This is a genomic window from Alloalcanivorax venustensis ISO4, from assembly GCF_015356855.1.
In the GTDB taxonomy this organism is placed as follows: Bacteria; Pseudomonadota; Gammaproteobacteria; order Pseudomonadales; family Alcanivoracaceae; genus Alloalcanivorax; species Alloalcanivorax venustensis.
The window spans coordinates 1-16,651 of record NZ_ARXR01000032.1 but is presented as its reverse complement, the minus strand read 5'-3'; the positions used below and the strand labels follow the sequence as shown (position 1 = coordinate 16,651).

The window sequence follows — 16,651 nt, the reverse complement described above, 5'->3', positions numbered from 1 at the left end:
TGTGGGAGCTTGCCTCGCAAGCGAAAGGGTGAGCTTGCTCACCCGGCAGGATGCCAGAGACCTTGTTGGTGGTACCTGAATCAGGTCCCTGGGATCCTGCCGGCAAGCGAGCTTGCCTTTCGCGGGCGAGGCCCGCTCCTACAATCAGTTATTGATTTCCGACCAGCTGAACTTGGTGATGCGGTTGCTGATCAGCGAGAACACGTAGACGTCACCGCCGCCGACCGCTACTTGTTCGGCGTCGAACAGGCCGCCGGGCCGGGTGCCCAGCGCCGGGTCCAGCCAGTGGCCCTGGTAGGCCGGGTCGATGATGCCGGCGCCGTTGGGGCTGTACTGGTCCGGGTTTGCCCAGGCGCGCGCCACCATGTTGAAGCCATCGGCCACCACCAGCGCGTCCTGCTGGGCGTCGTAGGCGAGGCCGGCGGGCAGGAACAGCCGGTCCGGGTCGAGGCCGTCCGGATGGTCGTAGGTGCCGCCGCCCAGGCCGAGCTGGCCGATCAGCGCGCCGTTGGCCGGGTTCAGGGCCTGGATGCGCTGGTTGCGGCGGTCGGTGACGTAGACGCGGTCGTCCAGGGCCAGCACGCTGCCGATCTGGTCGAAGGTGCCGGCGTCGCCCTGTTCGAAGAAGTCCGGGCCCAGGCTCCAGCCGTCGCCCAGGTCGTTGCCTTTGTCGCTGTCCGGGCCACCGGCGTACCAGTTGCCGTCCAGCGAGCCGCTGCCGCTGTCGTAGTCGAAACGCCAGACGTAGTTGTCGAAGCTGGTGATGTAGATGGCGTGCTGGTCGGCGGCGCCGTCGTTGATGGCGCTCACCGCCACCGGGTAGTTGGTGTTGCTGGTGGACAGGCCGATCTCGGGCACCGGCAAACCGCCGGTGCGGTAGCTCAGGTTGAACAGCTCTTCCAGATTGCCGTTGGCGTCGTAGATGCGCAGGCTGGCGTCGCCGGTGTAGGGCCAGGGCAGGGTGACGTCGGCGCCCACCAGGACCGCCACCGCTTCGCCGATGTTGGGGTCGCTGAAGGTGGCGATGCCGGTGACGCCGTAGCTGATGTTGGTGCCCGGGAAACGGCCCTGATAATCGCCGTTGCTGTCGTAGATGTTGATGCGGGTGTTGGGCGTGTCGCTGACCAGCAGCTGGTCCTTGCTGCCCAGCCAGGCCATGCCGCTGGCCGAATGCAGCTGGCCGGGCAGAGTGCGCGGATGGCCCCAGTATTCGTTGTCGGCCACGGTGCCGACGCCGGCGGAGACCGAGCAGCGCAGCAGCGTGGAGCCCGAGGAATTGGTCCAGCATTTCTTGATGCGGTTGTTGCCGGAGTCGCTGACCAGATGCACGCGGGCGTTGGAATAGTAGTAGCCCCAGGCGTAGATGTTTTCACGATAAAAATCGCCGTTGGCGTCGATCATCGGCACCAGATCATTGGGCAGCTGGAAGGCTTCGTCCTCGGTACCGGCGCTGGTGGGCGCGCGCATCTCCACCTGGTGGATGCCGAGGCGGCCGTAGACCCAGTTGGCGCGGGCGTCGGCGCTCTGGCTGCTGCGGTAGCGCACCGGGTTGCTGTCGCTGGTGCTGGCCAGGTTTTCGAACTGGATGATGCGGCCGTTATAGGTGTCCGTCACGTAGAGGTTGCCGTCCAGGTCGGTGCGCACGCCGCGCGGGCGCTTGAGGTGATCGACGCTGCCGCCGTCGTCGCGGAAGCGGCCCAGCATGTCGTCCAGGGTGAGCTGGCCGGTGCTGGTGTTGACGCGGAAAATCTTGATGCGGTTGTTGCCGTTGTCCGCCACGTAGAGGTAGGTGGCGCCATTGTCCGGTGACTGGTAGTAGGTCATGCCCTGGGGAATGCGGAAGCCGTCGCGTTTGTCCGGCTGGCCGGCGTAATCGTCGTAATTGGTGGAATCGCTGCCGTAGTTTTTGTCGACACCGCGGATGATCGGCCCGGCGTCCACATAGTCGCCGCTGGCGTTCTGGTGGCCCAGGGTCTGAATCAGGCTGACCTGATAGCCGTTGTCCGGATCGATGCGGAACGCTTTGACGCGGTGGTTGAACTCGTCGGAAACGTAGATGAACCCCTGCGGCGTAATGGTCATGTTGCGCGGCAGATAAATCTCCTCGCCGCCGCCGTGGCCGGGCTGGCCGAACGAGGTGACGTACTCGAAATCGCCGGCGCCGCTGCTGACGGTGCGGAAGAAATGAATCTGGTGTCGGCCCACGTCGTTGACGTAGAGCCCGGCCAGCCGGTCGTCGTCGGCTTCGCTGGCGGACAGGAATGCGATCCCCAGTGGTGCGCGCACCTCGGGTACCGAACTGGCCGGGCTGTCCGCCGCCAGGGTCTGGTCGTTGTCGTCCAGCCGGCCCACCAGGGCGCCGTTGAGGTTCAGCACCTTGATTTCATGGTTGCCCATGTCGGCCACGTAGACCCGCGCGCCGGCGGCGCCCTGGCCCAGGCTGTCGCGGTCGTAGGTGACGGTGGTGGGGGTGTTGAACTGGTAGCGCTGCTGCACCGGTTCGCCGCTGAGTTCCGAGGAACGGTCCTCGTCGGCGAAGGTGTCGAACCCGCCGGCCAGCGGAGTCAGCGCACCGAGCAGCAGGGTGCCGGCGAGTACCGCCAGCGGGGTTGGCGTTATTGTTTTCATGGTGTCTCTCCCGATTTTTGTTTTTCGTCGTTTTGTTTTTTCCTATCTGTTCAAAAAATCGGCCATCCCCTGATCGGCTTCGTCGCTGACGATGTGCTCGAGAAAATGGCGGAACTCCGCGTCCAGCCCGGCGGCCACGGTGTCCAGGTCGGGCCGGGTGAGGGCCAGGGTGTGGTGCACGCTGCCCCGCTTGGCGGAGCACAGGGTGTCGGCCACGGCGCGGGCCTGCTCGGCCACCTTGTTGTCCTCGCTGAGGTACTGAACCAGGCCCACGCGATGGGCTTCCTCGGCGTCCAGGCGGCGGTTGGTCAGCTGAATGTCGAGCGCGCGGGCGCGGCCGATGCGCTCCGGCATCAGGGCGGTCCAGCCGCCGTCCGGGCTGTAGCCCACGCGGGTGTACCAGGGCGCGAAGCTGGCGCGCGGGCCGGCCACGACGATGTCGCAGGCCAGCACCAGGCCCACCGAACCGCCGGTGACCATGCCGTGCACCGCCGCCACCGTGGGCAGCGGCAGGCTGAGCAGATCCAGAATCACCGCGTTGAGCGTGCCCACCACGCGGCTGGCGTAGTCGTGCCGTTCGGCGCGCGGGGTGTCGTAGAACCCGCCCACGTCGCCGCCGGTGGAAAACGAGCGGCCTTCCGCGTCCAGGATCAGCGCCGCCGGGCGGTCTTCCCGACAGCGCGCGAGCGCGGCGCGCAGGCCGTCGAGCAGCTCCGGCACCAGGGCATTGTGGCGCTGCGGACGGTTCAGGGTGATGCGCGCCAGCTCGCCGTCCAGTTGATAGTGCACCGCCGTGTTCATGGCTTCTCCTTGCCGTCCAGGGTCAGGCCGTTGCGGAACAGGTCGGAGAGGGTCTCGACAATCTCGTCGAAGGAGACGTCCTGCTCCCAGAGCGCGTAGCGCAGGCCGAGAAAGTTGGACATGCCCATCAGGGCCCACACGCGAACCTCGTTATTGCCGGGGCGGATTTCCCCCTTGCGGGTGGCGTTGGCGAGCATGCGCACATAGCCCTTGCCGAAAGCTTCGTAGTAATCCCGGTAGATCGCTTCGTCGACGAACTGGGCTTCCTGCAGCACCCGGTACAGCGAGGGGTTCTCGTAGAGGTACTGCAGAAAGGCGCGCAGGCCCCGCTCCTCGGCTTCCAGCCGGTTGTCGGTGTCGAGAATTTCCGCCGCCAGATGGGCACGCACCTGATGCCCCATATCGCGCACCAGTTCGCGGAGGATTTCTTCCTTGCCGGCGAAGTAGGTGTAGAAGGTGCCCTGGGCGACGCCGGCGGCGCGGGTGATGTCGGAAATGCCGGCGCGGTGGTAACCGAGCGTGCCGAAGGTGTGTTCGGCGGCTTTGAGAATACGCGCCCGGGTGCGGGCGCCGCGGGCGGTTTTCGGGGCGCCGGGCCCGCCGCTGGCGGCCGGTGCCTGGGCGGCGTTGGTCTGGGAGGCAGTGGTCATGGCGGGCTTCTTGGGTCCGTGATTTTGTTGTATGAAATATGAATCGGTATTCAACTAAATTAAGTTTGCGCACCCCCGGTGTCAACCAGGACAGGGCCCAATGCCTGCCATACGCGGCCTTCCCGAACCGTGGAATACGCCTCAAAGGCCCGTTATTCCGGTATTTGCAGGTGGCGTGGCCGGTCCGGGCGGGTAATTCCACGTTTGTGGAATTTTTTTCGAAACCCTCTTGCGGAAAGGTGAATCGGGAGTCATATTGAAGGGGACCATAACCACAACAAGACGGCCATCAGGCCGAAAAATAAGGGAGAGATTCCTATGAAGCGTCTCATCACCGCGACGGCCTTCACGCTCACCGCCCTCACCGCCGCGCCTCTTGCGCAGGCGGCCGATTCCATCCGTATTGCCCATGTCACCGGTTTCACCGGCCCGTTGTCCGCCTACGCCGAGCAGCTCAGCGTGGGTATGAAGATGGGCTTCGAATACGCCACCGACGGCAGCATGGAAATCGAGGGCCGCAAGGTCGAAATCATCGATAAAGACACCCAGCTGGATCCGGCGCGCGCCCGCTCGCTGGTGGAAGAAGCCTACGCCGAGGACGACGCCCACATCGTGGTGGGGCCGGTGTCTTCCGGGGTGGCGCTGGCGACCCTGCCGATCGCCCAGCAGTATGAGCGCATCATCATGCCCGAGGGCGTGGCCGACGCCATCACCGGCGCGGACTGGAACCGCTATGTGTTCCGGGTCGGCCGCAACTCTTCCCAGGACGCGGTTTCCAATGCCGTGGCACTCGGCGAGCCGGGCGTCTGTGTCGCCACCATCGCCCAGGATTACGCCTTCGGCCGTGACGGCGTGGCCGCCTATAAAGAGGCCATGGAAACCCAGGGCGGCGAAGTGGTCCACGAAGAATACCTGCCCACCGACGCCACCGACTTCACCGCCGCCGCCCAGCGTTTGTTCGGCGCCCTGAAGGATCGCGACGGCTGTGAGCAGGGCAAATACATCTTCGCCATCTGGGCCGGCAGCGCCAACCCGCTGAGCCGTATCCAGGACCTGAAGCCGGACCGCTTCGGCATCAAGCTGGCCACCGGCGGCAACATTCTGCCGGCACTGGTGAGCTACTCCGAGTTCCCCGGCATGGAAGGCGCCGGCTTCTATTACTTCGAATCCCCCAAGAACGAGATCAACGACTGGTTCGTGAAGCAGCACATGGAGCGTTACAACGCCGCCCCTGACTTCTTCACCGCCCAGGGCTTTTCCCAGGCCATGGCGATCACCGCGGCGATCCGTGAAGCGGACGGCTCCACCGACACCGAGGCTCTGATCGACGCCTTCGAGGGGCTGGTGTTCGAAACCCCGAAGGGCAAGATGGTGCTGCGTGACGAGGACCACCAGGCGATGCAGGAGATGTATCACTTCCGCATCGAAGTGGAAAAGCGTGATGACTGGTTCGCCGACCGCACCGTGGAAGCGGGCGTGCCCAAGCTGATTCGCAAGATCGGCATGGACGAAATGAACATTCCGATTCGCAACAAGCGCTAGGTTTTTCCCAGGAAAAACGGATACAGGATGCAGGTTACAGGATACAAGCCAGGCTCCTTCGCGGGCCCCTGTATCCTTCATCCTGAATCCTGTATCGACCGCCAAGAATTCCGATAATACGATCCAATAAAAAGGGACCTCCCATGGCCTCCTTGCACCCCCAATCCGCCTCTGAACCGGTTCTGGAAACCCGCGGGCTGACCATTAACTTCGGTGGGCACGTGGCGGTGAATCAGGTGTCCTGCGCGTTCCACGCCGGCACCCTGACGTCCATCGTCGGCCCCAACGGTGCGGGCAAGACCACCTGGTTCAATCTTATTTCCGGACAGCTCGCCGCCAGTGCCGGCAGCGTGCATCTGTTCGATCAGGACATTACCGCGCTGGGCGCCGCCGCCCGGGCCGATAAGGGCCTGGGCCGCGCCTTCCAGCTCACCAACCTGTTTCCCAACCTGACCGCCCTGGAGAACGTGCGCCTGGCGGTGGCGTCGCGCTACCGCATCGGCCATGTGTTCTGGCAGATGGCCTCGCGCCGCCGCGACATCAGCGACCGCGCCGCCGCCTATCTGGAGCAGGTCAACCTGGGCAAGCGCGCCGACACGCCGGTGGCCAATCTGCCCCACGGTGATCAACGCAAACTGGAAGTGGCGCTGATGCTGGCGCTGGAGCCGGAAGTGTTCATGTTCGACGAACCCACCGCCGGCATGAGCGTGGACGAGGTGCCGGTGATTCTGGATCTGATCGCCGACATCAAGAACAAGCAGAACAAAGTGATTCTGCTGGTGGAACACAAAATGGACGTGGTGCGCTCCCTGTCGGACCGCATCGTGGTACTGCACAACGGTGAACTGGTGGCCGACGGCGAACCTTCCGAGGTGATCGCCTCGCCGATTGTTCAGGAAGCCTATCTGGGCGCGCCCCAGGAAGACACCGCCGGCGAGGAGGGCTGAACGATGGCCGAATCGATTCTTTCCCTGTCCGGCGTGCGCGCCGACATCGATCAATACCACATTCTGCACGGCGTGGACCTGGAAGTGCCCGCCGGCGAACTGACCGTGCTGCTGGGCCGTAACGGCGCCGGCAAGAGCACCACGCTGCGCACCATCATGGGCCTGACCACGGTGACCCAGGGCAAGGTGCGTTTTCGCGGCGAGGACATCACCGGCCAGCCCACCCCGCGGATCGCCCGCAAGGGCATCGCCTTCGTGCCGGAGAACATGGGCATTTTCAGCCTGCTGACGGTGCGCGAAAACATGGTGCTGGCGGCGGTGGACGGCCCCATGGACCCGGCCCGCCTGGACTGGGTGTTCGACCTGTTTCCGCCGCTGAAAAAATTCTGGAACCGGGCCGCGGGCAACCTCTCCGGCGGCCAGAAACAGATGCTGGCCATCGCCCGGGCGATCATCGAGCCGCGCGAGCTGTTGCTGGTGGACGAACCCACCAAGGGCCTGGCCCCGGCGATCATCAACGACCTGGCCGGCGCCTTCGAGCAGCTCAAGCAGCAACAGGTCACGGTGCTGCTGGTGGAGCAGAACTTTAATTTTTCCCGCCGTCTGGGTCAGTCCGCGGCGGTGATGAACGATGGCGGGGTGGTCTGGTCCGGCCAGATGACCGAACTCGCCGACAACGATGATCTCCAGCACGAGCTGCTGGGTCTTGGGCTCGGCGAGCACCAATAAGAATAGGAGTAAGACCATGTCGGCGCACGACGAAATGATTGGTCAAGCAACGCCGCCGCAAGGCGTGTTGGCGCGCTTTGCCGCGTTCCGCGAAAACAAGCCGCATATTTTTCTGCTGCTGCTGATGATGGCGGTGGCCCTGTTGATGATGGACCCGCGCACCTGGGTACTGCTGACCATCAGCGGCCTGGCGATGGGTGCCATGGTGTTTTTGATGGCCTCGGGCATGACGCTCACCTTTGGGTTGATGAACGTCCTCAACCTGGCTCACGGGGCCTTTATTTCTTTGGGCGCGTTCGCCGGTGCCAGCGTGCTGGTATGGCTGAGTGCGCAGGCCAGCGAACCGTCGCTGCTGATCAATCTGGCGGCGATTCTGCCGGCGTTGGGGTTCGCCCTGGTGGTGGCGGGACTGCTGGGTCTGGTGTTCGAGCGGCTGGTGATCAAGCCGGTGTACGGCGACCACCTCAAGCAGATTCTGGTCACGGTGGGCGGCTCCATCATCATCATGGAGCTGATCCATGTGGTGTGGGGGCCCAATGAAATTCCGGTGCCGCGCCCGGAGGCGCTCACCGGTGCCTTTCTGCTGCCCGATGCGCTGCCGGTGATCGGCGGCGTGGCGCTGGAAAAATACCGCCTTATCGCGGTGGTGCTGGGCCTGGCCATTTACGGGCTGATGACCTGGATCATCGAGCGCACCCGGGTCGGCATTCTGATCCGCGCCGGGGTGGAGAGCCGCGAGATGGTGGAAGTGCAGGGCTACCGCATCCGCCTGTTGTTCCTGGGCGTGTTCGTGGCCGGCTCGGCGCTGGCCGGCCTGGGCGGCGCCATGTGGGCCATGTACCGGGAGATCATCACCGCGCACATGGGCGATGAGCTGATGATCTCGGTGATCGTGGTGATCATCCTCGGCGGTCTGGGCTCCATCAAGGGCTGCTTCTACGGCGCCGTGCTGGTGGGCCTGATCAATCTGTATGTGGGTTACCTGGAGCCCCGTCTGGCCGCGGTGGCCACGGTGGGGCTGATGGTGGGCGTGCTGATGTGGCGTCCGCAGGGCCTGATTCCGGTCATCAAAGTCTGAGGAGGCGCGCCATGTTTAATCGTATTCTTTCCGGCGACTATCCGCGTAGCCGGGCGCTCTCCGCACTGCTGGTGCTGATCGGCGTGTGTCTGGCCCTGGGGCCGTTCCTGTTTCCCGGCGTGCGCGCCTTTTCCATGCTCGGCATGATCTGCGTGTTCATTATCGTGGTGGCGTCCTACGACCTGATGCTGGGTTACACCCATATCGTGTCGTTCGCCCACACCATGTTCTTCGGCATCGGCGCCTACGGGGTGGCGATGTCCACGGACGCCTTCGGCTCCGGTTTCGGCGCCGTATTCATCGGCATCGGCGGCGCCGTGGTGATGAGCATTCTGCTGTCGCTGCTGCTCGGTTTGCTGTCGCTGCGGGTGAAGGCGATCTTCTTCGCTCTGGTGACCCTGGCGGTGGCGTTCGCCTTTCTCAGCCTGGTGACCCAGCTCTACAACATCACCGGCGGCGAAGACGGTCTGGCGGTGCGCAGCCCGCGCGAACTGGGCCCGGCGTTCCGGCCGTTGGATTCCTCGCTGCCGGGCTTCAGCGTGATCGATTTCATCACCGGCGTGGTCGGCCAGGGCAGTATCGGCCAGGCGTTCAATGACGCCGTGTTCGAGGTGCGGGTGAGCGGCCGGCACCTGATGTACTACATCACCTTCGCGATCTCGCTGGGCGTGTTCCTGTTCCTGCTGCGCATGGTGAATTCCCCGTTCGGGCGGGTTCTGCAGGCGATCCGCGAGAACGAGTTCCGCGCCCAGGCGCTGGGTTACCGGACCGTGTTCTACCGCACCGCGGCAGTGATCGTGTCGGCGGTGCTGGCGACCCTGGCGGGCGTGCTGTTCGCGCTGATCAACCGTTACGTGAATCCGGAGAACACGCTCAACTTCGAGCTGATGGTGTTCATCCTGTTGATGTGCGTGATCGGCGGCATGGGCACCCTGTACGGCGCCGTGGTCGGCACCGCCGTGTTCCTGCTGGCGCAGAATTACCTGCAGGATCTGCTCGGGCTGCTGGTCAGCAACGCCGAGCCGGGCAGCCTGTTCGCCGAGCTGGCGGGCCCGGACCGCTGGCTGCTGTGGTTCGGCCTGTTGTTCGTGTTGAGCGTGTATTTCTTCCCCGCCGGTATCGTCGGCCAGTTGCGCCTTTGGGCGGAACGGCGCCGGGAGCGGAAAGCGGATAAGACGCCGGCGGCGTCGCCCCTGAAACAGGAGTCGTAGTCATGCGTCTTGAACAACGCGTCGCGGTGATCACCGGGGCCGGTCGCGGCATCGGCCGGGCGATCGCCGAGCGGTACGCCCGCGAGGGTGCCCGGGTGGCGGTGGCCGATCTGGACAGCGCCACCGCCGAGGAAGCGGCGGCGGCGATCCGTGACGCCGGCGGCGAGGCCCTGGCGCTGGCCATGGACGTCACCGACGAACAGGCGGTGGACGCCGGCGTTCAGCGGGTGGTGGACACCTGGGGCCGGCTCGACATCGCCTTCGCCAACGCCGGCATCCAGCATATCGAGTCCCTCGACAAGCTGGCGCTGGAAAACTGGCGCAAGGTGATGAGCGTGCACCTGGACGGCGCCTTCCTGCTGACCCGCGCGGCGCTGCGTCATATGTACGCGGGGCAGGGCGGCACGCTGCTGTACATGGGCTCGGTGCACTCCATGGAGGCCTCGCCGCTGAAAGCCCCCTACGTGGCCGCCAAGCACGGCCTGCTGGGGCTGTGCCGGGCGGTGGCCAAGGAGGGCGCCGGACACGGGGTGCGCAGCAACATCATCTGCCCCGGGTTCGTGCGCACGCCGCTGGTGGACAAGCAGATTCCGGAGCAGGCCCGCGAGCTGGGCATCTCGGAAGAGGAAGTGATCCGCAATGTGATGCTCAAGAACACCGTGGACGGCGAGTTCACCACCGTGGAGGACATCAGTGAGCTGGCGGTGACGCTGGCGGCGTTCCCCTCGGCGGCGTTAACCGGCCAGTCCGTCGTGGTCAGCCACGGCTGGCACATGGGCTAGGGGAGAGCGGAATAAGGTCCGGGAGCCCGGCTCCATCCTTGGAGCCTGGAGATCGATCAGGCCTTCCGAGGGGTCGCAGAAAAGAAAACCTGAGGAGGGCTCACCGGACCACCGAAGTTACTGTACATCCGAACAGTAGTCAAGCGAAGCCCGACCTATTCGTCGGGCAGGGTGATGTTCAGTTCCAGAATCTCGCAGCCGGATTCCCGGTCCACCTGGATGTTGATGGCGTCCTGGTCCACCTCCACGTACTTACGCACCACCATCAGCAGCTCTTCCTGCAACTGGGGCAGGTAGTCCGGGCCGCCGCGGGTGGCCCGCTCGCGGGCAACGATGATCTGCAGGCGCTCCTTGGCCACCGAGGCGGATTTCTCTTTCTTGGGAAGCAGGTAGCTGAAAATGCTCATCATTGCGCTCCGAACAGACGGCCGAAGAGTCCTTTCTTATTGGCGGTGAGGAAGCGGTGCGGGCGCTGCTCGCCGAGGAAGCGGGCGACCGCGTCCTCGTAGGCCTTGCCGGCGTCGGATTCGCTGTCGAGAATCACCGGCGCGCCGCTGTTACTGGCGTTGAGCACCGCCTGGGATTCCGGAATCACGCCCAGCAGGTCGATCGCCAGGATGTCCTTCACGTCCTCCACGGACAGCATTTCACCGCGCTCCACCCGTTCCGGGGAATAGCGGGTCAGCAGCAGGCTGGCGGGAATGTCGCCTTCGCCCCGCTCGGCCTTGCGGGTCTTGCTGGAGAGAATGCCGAGAATGCGGTCGGAGTCGCGCACGCTGGACACTTCCGGGTTGGTCACCACCACCGCTTCGTCGGCGAAATAGGCGGCGGTGAGCGCGCCTTTTTCGATGCCCGCCGGGCTGTCGCAGATGATGTATTCCATGCCCATGTCCTTGAGCCCTTCCAGGACTTTTTCCACGCCTTCCAGGGTCAGGGCGTCTTTGTCCCGGGTCTGGGAGGCGGGCAGGATGAACAGGTCCTCGACGCGCTTGTCCTTGATCAGACCCTGCTTGAGGTTGGCGTCGCCGTTGATCACGTTGACCAGATCGTAGACCACGCGCCGCTCACAGCCCATGATCAGATCCAGATTGCGCAGGCCCACGTCAAAATCGATGACCGTGGTTTTATGGCCGCGCTGGGCGAGGCCGGTTGCCAGCGCGGCGCTGGTGGTGGTTTTACCCACGCCGCCCTTGCCGGATGTTACGACCACGATTTTTGTCACGATCTCGTCTCCTAGGTTTTGCTGTCGGGTATGGCTTATTTGAGGTCCGCGAAGCGCATGGCGTCGCCGTCCAGAGTGATGTGCACCGCCTGTTTGCGGTGTTGCTCGGGCAGGTCTTCGGCGACCCGGTAAATCCCGGCGATGGAGACCAGCTCCGCGTCCAGTTTCTGGCAGAAGATGCGCGCGCTCTGATCGCCGCGCACACCGGCCAGCGCGCGCCCGCGCAGGGTGTTGTAGACGTGGATATGGCCTTCGGCGAGCAGCTCCGCGCCGGTGCTCACCGGCGCCAGCACGATCAGATCGCCGCGGCTGTAGATTTGCTGGCCGGAACGCACCGGCTGGTCGATCACCAGGGTGTGGCCGGCGTCGGCCGGTTGCTCCGCCTGCGGCGCCGGTTCGGCGCTGCGCGGCACGTCCCGGCCGCCGGCCAGGCTGATGCTGCCCAGGCCGAGCATGGCGGCGGTGTCGCTGTCCAGGTGCTCGTTGCGGGCCAGCGCCACCAGGTTCACGCCCAGGCCGCGCAGGGTGTCCACGGCGGCCATCAGGGCCACCTGGTCGGCGCCCTCGGGCTGTGCCAGGTCCACCACCACGGGCGCGTCGCGCAGCCACTGGGCGGCGTCTTCAAGCCGCTGGCTGACCTGTCGGTGCAGGGTGTTGGGGTCCAGGTCCTTGAGCAGCAGGACCGTCATCATCAGCATGCGGCCCTTGAACTCCAGAACCGCCTTTTCCTCGAATGCCACTGTCATTACGGGGGATCTTTATGAATATGGGTTGGCGCCGAAGGCGAGACGCAGAAAGCCTAGTCGAAAGCGGTAGCCGGTGAAAGCGGCGCGGCGGCCCGCCATTGTTAAATTTCGCCGATCTGGGATCGATCGAACAAAAAAAAGCCGCCCCGGAGGGCGGCTCTTGAGGATTTACCAGGGCCGCAATCAGGTCGGCCGCTGGGTGTTCATGTCGACTTCCTTCAACTCCTTGTCGAAGGCGTCGGTGAGCAGGCAGTCGTAGCGCATCTCGTCGTAGTCGAGAATCGCCTGTACCTGGTCGTTGGGGATGATGCCCTTGGCGGCGGCGTCTTCCAGCTTGGCCTGGATGGTCTCGCCCTCCAGCTTGCCCTTGCCGTCCGCCTTCAGGAAGGCTTCGTAGTCGCGCTCCACTTCCAGCAGCTTGTTGTAGGTGACTTCCACCCGACCGATGCTGTCTTTCGGATCGACGCTGATGTAGGCGTTGGCGGCCAGCGCATCGCGCACGCTGCTGGGGTTCATGATCTGCTCGCCCAGGGTGCGGATCAGCTCGTCGCTGGGCTTCTGAGCACCGGCGGGCCGGCCGAACGGGAAGAACACGCCTTTGAGAATGCGCGCCACACCCATGTAGCCGAAGTTGCGGGCGAAGTCCTCCACCGCGTCGTGGATCTGGCTGAACGCGTGCTGCAGCGCATAGCGGGCGTGCGCGTCGTTGGCCTCGTCGCGGGGCAGGGTGGCGTGGAACTTCAACACCGCGCAGGCGATCAGCAGCTGGCTGTGCACGTCGCCGAGGCGCGCGGACACCATCTCGCGGCGCTTGAGGTCGCCGCCCAGCAGCGCGAACGCCACGTCGGAGAAGCTCGCCAGCACCGCGCTGTAGCGGGTGATCAGGCGGTACCAGGGGGCGCTGAAACTGTCCGCGTTGGCCGGAATCTCCGCCAGGGCGGCGCCGCTCAGGCCGTGCACCAGACCGCGGCTCATGTTGCCAAGGGTGTGGCCGGCGTGCTTGAAGAACAGGCCTTCGAAGGTGTCCAGGCCGCGTTCCTGGTCCTCGTCCTGAATCGCCTGCAGCTCGTCGTACAGGTACGGATGGCAGCGCATCGCGCCCTGGCCGAAGATCATCAGCGAGCGGGTCAGGATGTTGGCGCCCTCCACGGTGATCGCCACCGGAATGGACTGGTAGGCCAGCGCCATGAAGTTACGCGGGCCCATCTGCACGGCGCGACCACTGGCGATGTCCATGCCGTTGTTGATCAGCACGCGCATCATTTCCGTGGAGTGGTACTTGGCCATGGCCGTGACCACGGAGATGGTGCCTTCCTCCAGGCCACGGGTGACCAGGTGGCGGTAGGCTTCCAGGGTGTAGGCCAGCCCCGCCACTTCCGCGGACGCTTCCTGCACGCCCTCGAAGTGGCCCACGGCGGTGCCGAACTGGCGGCGGATGCGCGAGAAGGCGCCGGTCATGCGGTAGCCCATCTCGCCGCTGGCGGTGGCCAGGGCGGGCAGGGAAACGCCGCGGCCCGCGCCCAGGCACTCGATCAGCATGCGCCAGCCTTTGCCGGCCATTTCCGGACCGCCGATGATGGCGTCCAGCGGCACGAACACGTCCTTGCCGTTGATCGGGCCGTTCATGAAGGGGGAACCGCCCGGGTTGTGGCGGCGGCCGATTTCCACGCCGTCGGTGTCGGCGGGCAGCAGGGCACAGGTAATGCCCAGCTCGTCCTGGTCACCCAGCAGGTGCTCCGGGTCGTAGAGTTTAAAGGCCAGCCCCACCACGGTGGCGATCGGCGCCAGGGTGATCCAGCGCTTGGCGAAGTTCAGGCGCATGCCCAGTACTTCCTCGCCGTCCACGGTCTGCTTGCAGATCACGCCCTTGTCGGGGATCGCGCCGGCGTCGGAGCCGGCTTCCGGGCCGGTCAGGCCGAAGCAGGGGATTTCCTCGCCGGAGGACAGGCCCGGCAGCCAGCGCTGTTTCTGCTCTTCGGTGCCGTACTTGGCGAGCAGCTCGCCGGGGCCCAGGGAGTTGGGCACCATCGCGGTCACCGCGGTGGTCAGCGAGCGGGTGGCGATCTTGCTCATGGTGCGGCTTTGCGCGTAGGGGCTGAAGTCCCGGCCGCCGTACTCCTTGGGAATGATCAGGCTGAAGAAGCCCTTGGTCTTCAGATACTCCCAGACTTCCTCGGGCAGATCCTTGTGCTCGTGGTAGATCTTCCACTCATCGAGCATTTCACACAGTTCCTGGACTTCGTTATCCAGGAAGGACTGCTCGTCCTCGGTGAGCTGGGTGAAATTCACCTTGGAAAAGTCATCCCAGTCCGGCTTGCCGCTGAACAGCTCCGCCTCGAACCAGGTGGCGCCGGCCTCGATGGCCTCGCGCTCGGTGTCGCCGATCGGCGGCATCATCTTACCGAGCGTCTGATAGACCGGCTTGCTGATCAGCTTGCGGCGCAGGCCGGGGTGGTTGAGCACCACCAGCGCGCCGGCCAGCAGAATCAGAAGAATCGGGTTGTACAACCAGGACGCCAACAGACCGCACAGTAACCAGACCACGGCGAACGTAACACTGCCGACGGTCAGGGATAACTGCATGTAGAAAATGGTCGTCAATGTCGCGACCAGAATTACCAGGGCCAAAAGGCTCAGCATGGTCATCTCCTTTGCCAGGACTTCACTTGTCGATCACAAGTATGAACCGGAAATACGCCTCCGGGTGGGCGTGGGTATCGTAACGAATCAAACATCAGGGTACCGAGCGAGCATGTACGGCACGTGAACGCCTGTTCCTGACCCCTAAGAGAATACTAACGCCCATGATGCCGCTTTCGTCTTGATTTAACAGTATTTAATGCCGCCTGCGCGGCGATACAGGATTCAGGATGCAGGATACAGCGCGGGGCAGAGCGGTGCAGTCCGCCATGTCGTGCCCGCGGTTTGAGCGTCGCCGGCGCGGAGTGAAAAGCCGCCGCGGCATGGACTCCCGATTCGCGCTGTATCCTGTATCCTGCATCCTGTATCGCGTTTACGTACAATCGTCGGACGCTAAACCATCCGCTTCAAGGAGCTAACGTGCAGGACAACGCCGCCGCCACTATCGACGTCACGGAACAAAACGCTCAGCAACTGCTGGAGCACTCGCGCCAGGTGCCTGTACTGTTTGGTTTCTGGGCGTCCTGGAGCCAGCCCAGCCAGCAAATGACCGTCATGCTGGAGAAACTGACCCAGGAATATCAGGGCAAGTTCGTCCTCGCCAAGGTCAACGCCGACGAGCAGGCCAACCTGACCAGCCAGTTCGGGGTGCGCGATCTGCCGTCCCTGAAAATGGTCTACCAGGGCCAGCTTGTCAGCGAACTGGAAGGCGCGCAAACCGAAAGCGCGGTGCGCCAATGGCTCACCCCGGTGGTCGACCCGGACGCCGCCCAGCAGGAGCAGGAAGAGGGCTTCCTGGAGCAGATCCGCATGGCGATCGACGCCGGGCAGGGCGCCCAGGCCGAGCAGGCGTTGCGGCAAATGCTCTCCGAGCAGCCGGACAAGCACGCCTTCCGGGCGTTGCTGGTGGAGTACCTGCTCGGCGAGGGCCGCACCGACGAGGCGCAGTCGGTGCTGGCGGAAGTCACCGAGGACGTGGAAGCGCTGCGCCCGTTCCGGGCCCGCTTCGCGCTGCTGGAAAAGCTCGACAACGACGGCGTCGGCCTCAAGGAGCTGCAGGCGCGCATCGAGCGCGACGGCAAGCCGGAGGACCTGCACGCCTACGGCCTGCGAGCCGCCGCCGCCGGCCAGTTCAAGGCCGGCCTGGACGCGCTGCTGCGGTTGCTGCGCGATCACCGCGACTATCAGGACGGGGTGGCCCGTTCCGCGCTGCTGGAAGTGTTCGAGTGCCTGCCCAAGGGCGATCCGCTGGCCAGCGAGTATCGCCGGAAAATGTTCACCTACCTCTACTAAGCGCCCGGCCCTTCCATCGGCGGATGCCGGTGTGTGGGAGCTGGGACCCTCCAGCGGGGGCGCGGGTCTGTGTTAGGCCACTTCAGAGCGGGCTGTGGGAGCGGGCCCCGCCCGCGAAAGGGAGCGAAGCTCCCGGCAGGATCCCAGAGACTTTTCTCTCCAGAGAGCCCGCACCGGGATCGGGTGTGCCCATCCAGGACACGCTGCGAGTACATCCCTGTAAGCTCGGATTTGGCCATCCCTGGCCAAATACGGTCCTGGATGGGCACACCCGATCCCGGTGCTCCTTGGAAGATTCCAAGCTCCCCTCCCTGGAGGGTCCGGCGGTGTTATGACCCGTGGCGGTGCCGCTGCTAAGTGAGCGGGGCAATGGTGGTGCCTG

The 16,651-nt window shown here is 64.7% G+C and carries 14 protein-coding genes; 7 read left to right on the top strand and 7 right to left on the bottom strand.

Annotation, left to right across the window (positions count from 1 at the left end; translation table 11 throughout):
• Positions 1–144 precede the first annotated feature (144 nt).
• From ISO4_RS14065 to ISO4_RS14055, 3 genes are read right to left on the bottom strand one after another with little or no spacing between them, the layout of a single operon-like run.
• Positions 145–2,628: an NHL repeat-containing protein gene (locus ISO4_RS14065; RefSeq protein WP_194856623.1), complete on the bottom strand. Its 2,484-nt coding sequence runs from the start codon at positions 2,626–2,628 to the stop codon at positions 145–147.
• A gap of 42 nt (positions 2,629–2,670) precedes the next feature.
• On the bottom strand, positions 2,671–3,429 hold the full coding sequence (locus ISO4_RS14060; protein ID WP_142949372.1) for an enoyl-CoA hydratase/isomerase family protein: 759 nt from the start codon (positions 3,427–3,429) through the stop codon (positions 2,671–2,673).
• On the bottom strand, positions 3,426–4,079 hold the full coding sequence (locus ISO4_RS14055) for a TetR/AcrR family transcriptional regulator (RefSeq protein ID WP_142949371.1): 654 nt from the start codon (positions 4,077–4,079) through the stop codon (positions 3,426–3,428). Before ISO4_RS14055 ends, ISO4_RS14060 begins: the two co-directional genes overlap by 4 nt.
• A gap of 318 nt (positions 4,080–4,397) precedes the next feature.
• Between ISO4_RS14055 and ISO4_RS14050 the strand changes: the two genes are divergently transcribed.
• The 6 genes from ISO4_RS14050 to ISO4_RS14025 all read left to right on the top strand — a co-directional run bounded on the left by ISO4_RS14050 (position 4,398) and on the right by ISO4_RS14025 (position 10,368).
• Positions 4,398–5,621: a substrate-binding domain-containing protein gene (locus tag ISO4_RS14050; RefSeq protein WP_142949370.1), complete on the top strand. Its 1,224-nt coding sequence runs from the start codon at positions 4,398–4,400 to the stop codon at positions 5,619–5,621.
• A 143-nt stretch (positions 5,622–5,764) separates the two neighbouring features.
• Positions 5,765–6,568, top strand: a complete 804-nt coding sequence (locus ISO4_RS14045) for an ABC transporter ATP-binding protein (protein WP_142949369.1) — start codon at positions 5,765–5,767, stop codon at positions 6,566–6,568.
• Positions 6,569–6,571: 3 nt separating this feature from the next.
• Positions 6,572–7,297: an ABC transporter ATP-binding protein gene (locus tag ISO4_RS14040; RefSeq protein ID WP_142949368.1), complete on the top strand. Its 726-nt coding sequence runs from the start codon at positions 6,572–6,574 to the stop codon at positions 7,295–7,297.
• A 16-nt stretch (positions 7,298–7,313) separates the two neighbouring features.
• Positions 7,314–8,375, top strand: a complete 1,062-nt coding sequence (locus tag ISO4_RS14035) for a branched-chain amino acid ABC transporter permease (RefSeq protein ID WP_194856622.1) — start codon at positions 7,314–7,316, stop codon at positions 8,373–8,375.
• An 11-nt stretch (positions 8,376–8,386) separates the two neighbouring features.
• Positions 8,387–9,586: a branched-chain amino acid ABC transporter permease gene (locus tag ISO4_RS14030; protein ID WP_194856621.1), complete on the top strand. Its 1,200-nt coding sequence runs from the start codon at positions 8,387–8,389 to the stop codon at positions 9,584–9,586.
• Positions 9,587–9,588: 2 nt separating this feature from the next.
• Positions 9,589–10,368, top strand: coding sequence for a 3-hydroxybutyrate dehydrogenase (locus ISO4_RS14025; protein ID WP_142949365.1), 780 nt, complete (start codon positions 9,589–9,591; stop codon positions 10,366–10,368).
• A gap of 155 nt (positions 10,369–10,523) precedes the next feature.
• On the opposite strand, the gene minE is transcribed toward ISO4_RS14025, so the two are convergent.
• From minE to ISO4_RS14005, 4 genes are all read right to left on the bottom strand, one after another.
• Positions 10,524–10,775: a cell division topological specificity factor MinE gene (minE, locus tag ISO4_RS14020; protein ID WP_067605699.1), complete on the bottom strand. Its 252-nt coding sequence runs from the start codon at positions 10,773–10,775 to the stop codon at positions 10,524–10,526.
• Complete coding sequence (gene minD / locus ISO4_RS14015) at positions 10,775–11,590, bottom strand: septum site-determining protein MinD (protein ID WP_142949364.1); 816 nt, start codon at positions 11,588–11,590, stop codon at positions 10,775–10,777. Before minD ends, minE begins: the two co-directional genes overlap by 1 nt.
• A gap of 35 nt (positions 11,591–11,625) precedes the next feature.
• Positions 11,626–12,336, bottom strand: a complete 711-nt coding sequence (gene minC, locus ISO4_RS14010; RefSeq protein ID WP_142949363.1) for a septum site-determining protein MinC — start codon at positions 12,334–12,336, stop codon at positions 11,626–11,628.
• Between the two features lie 183 nt (positions 12,337–12,519).
• Positions 12,520–14,976 (bottom strand): acyl-CoA dehydrogenase, encoded by a 2,457-nt coding sequence (locus ISO4_RS14005; RefSeq protein WP_194856620.1) that lies wholly within the window; start codon positions 14,974–14,976, stop codon positions 12,520–12,522.
• Positions 14,977–15,396: 420 nt separating this feature from the next.
• On the opposite strand from ISO4_RS14005, the gene ISO4_RS14000 reads away from it, so the two are divergent.
• Positions 15,397–16,269, top strand: coding sequence for a tetratricopeptide repeat protein (locus tag ISO4_RS14000; protein ID WP_194856619.1), 873 nt, complete (start codon positions 15,397–15,399; stop codon positions 16,267–16,269).
• Positions 16,270–16,651: the final 382 nt, after the last annotated feature.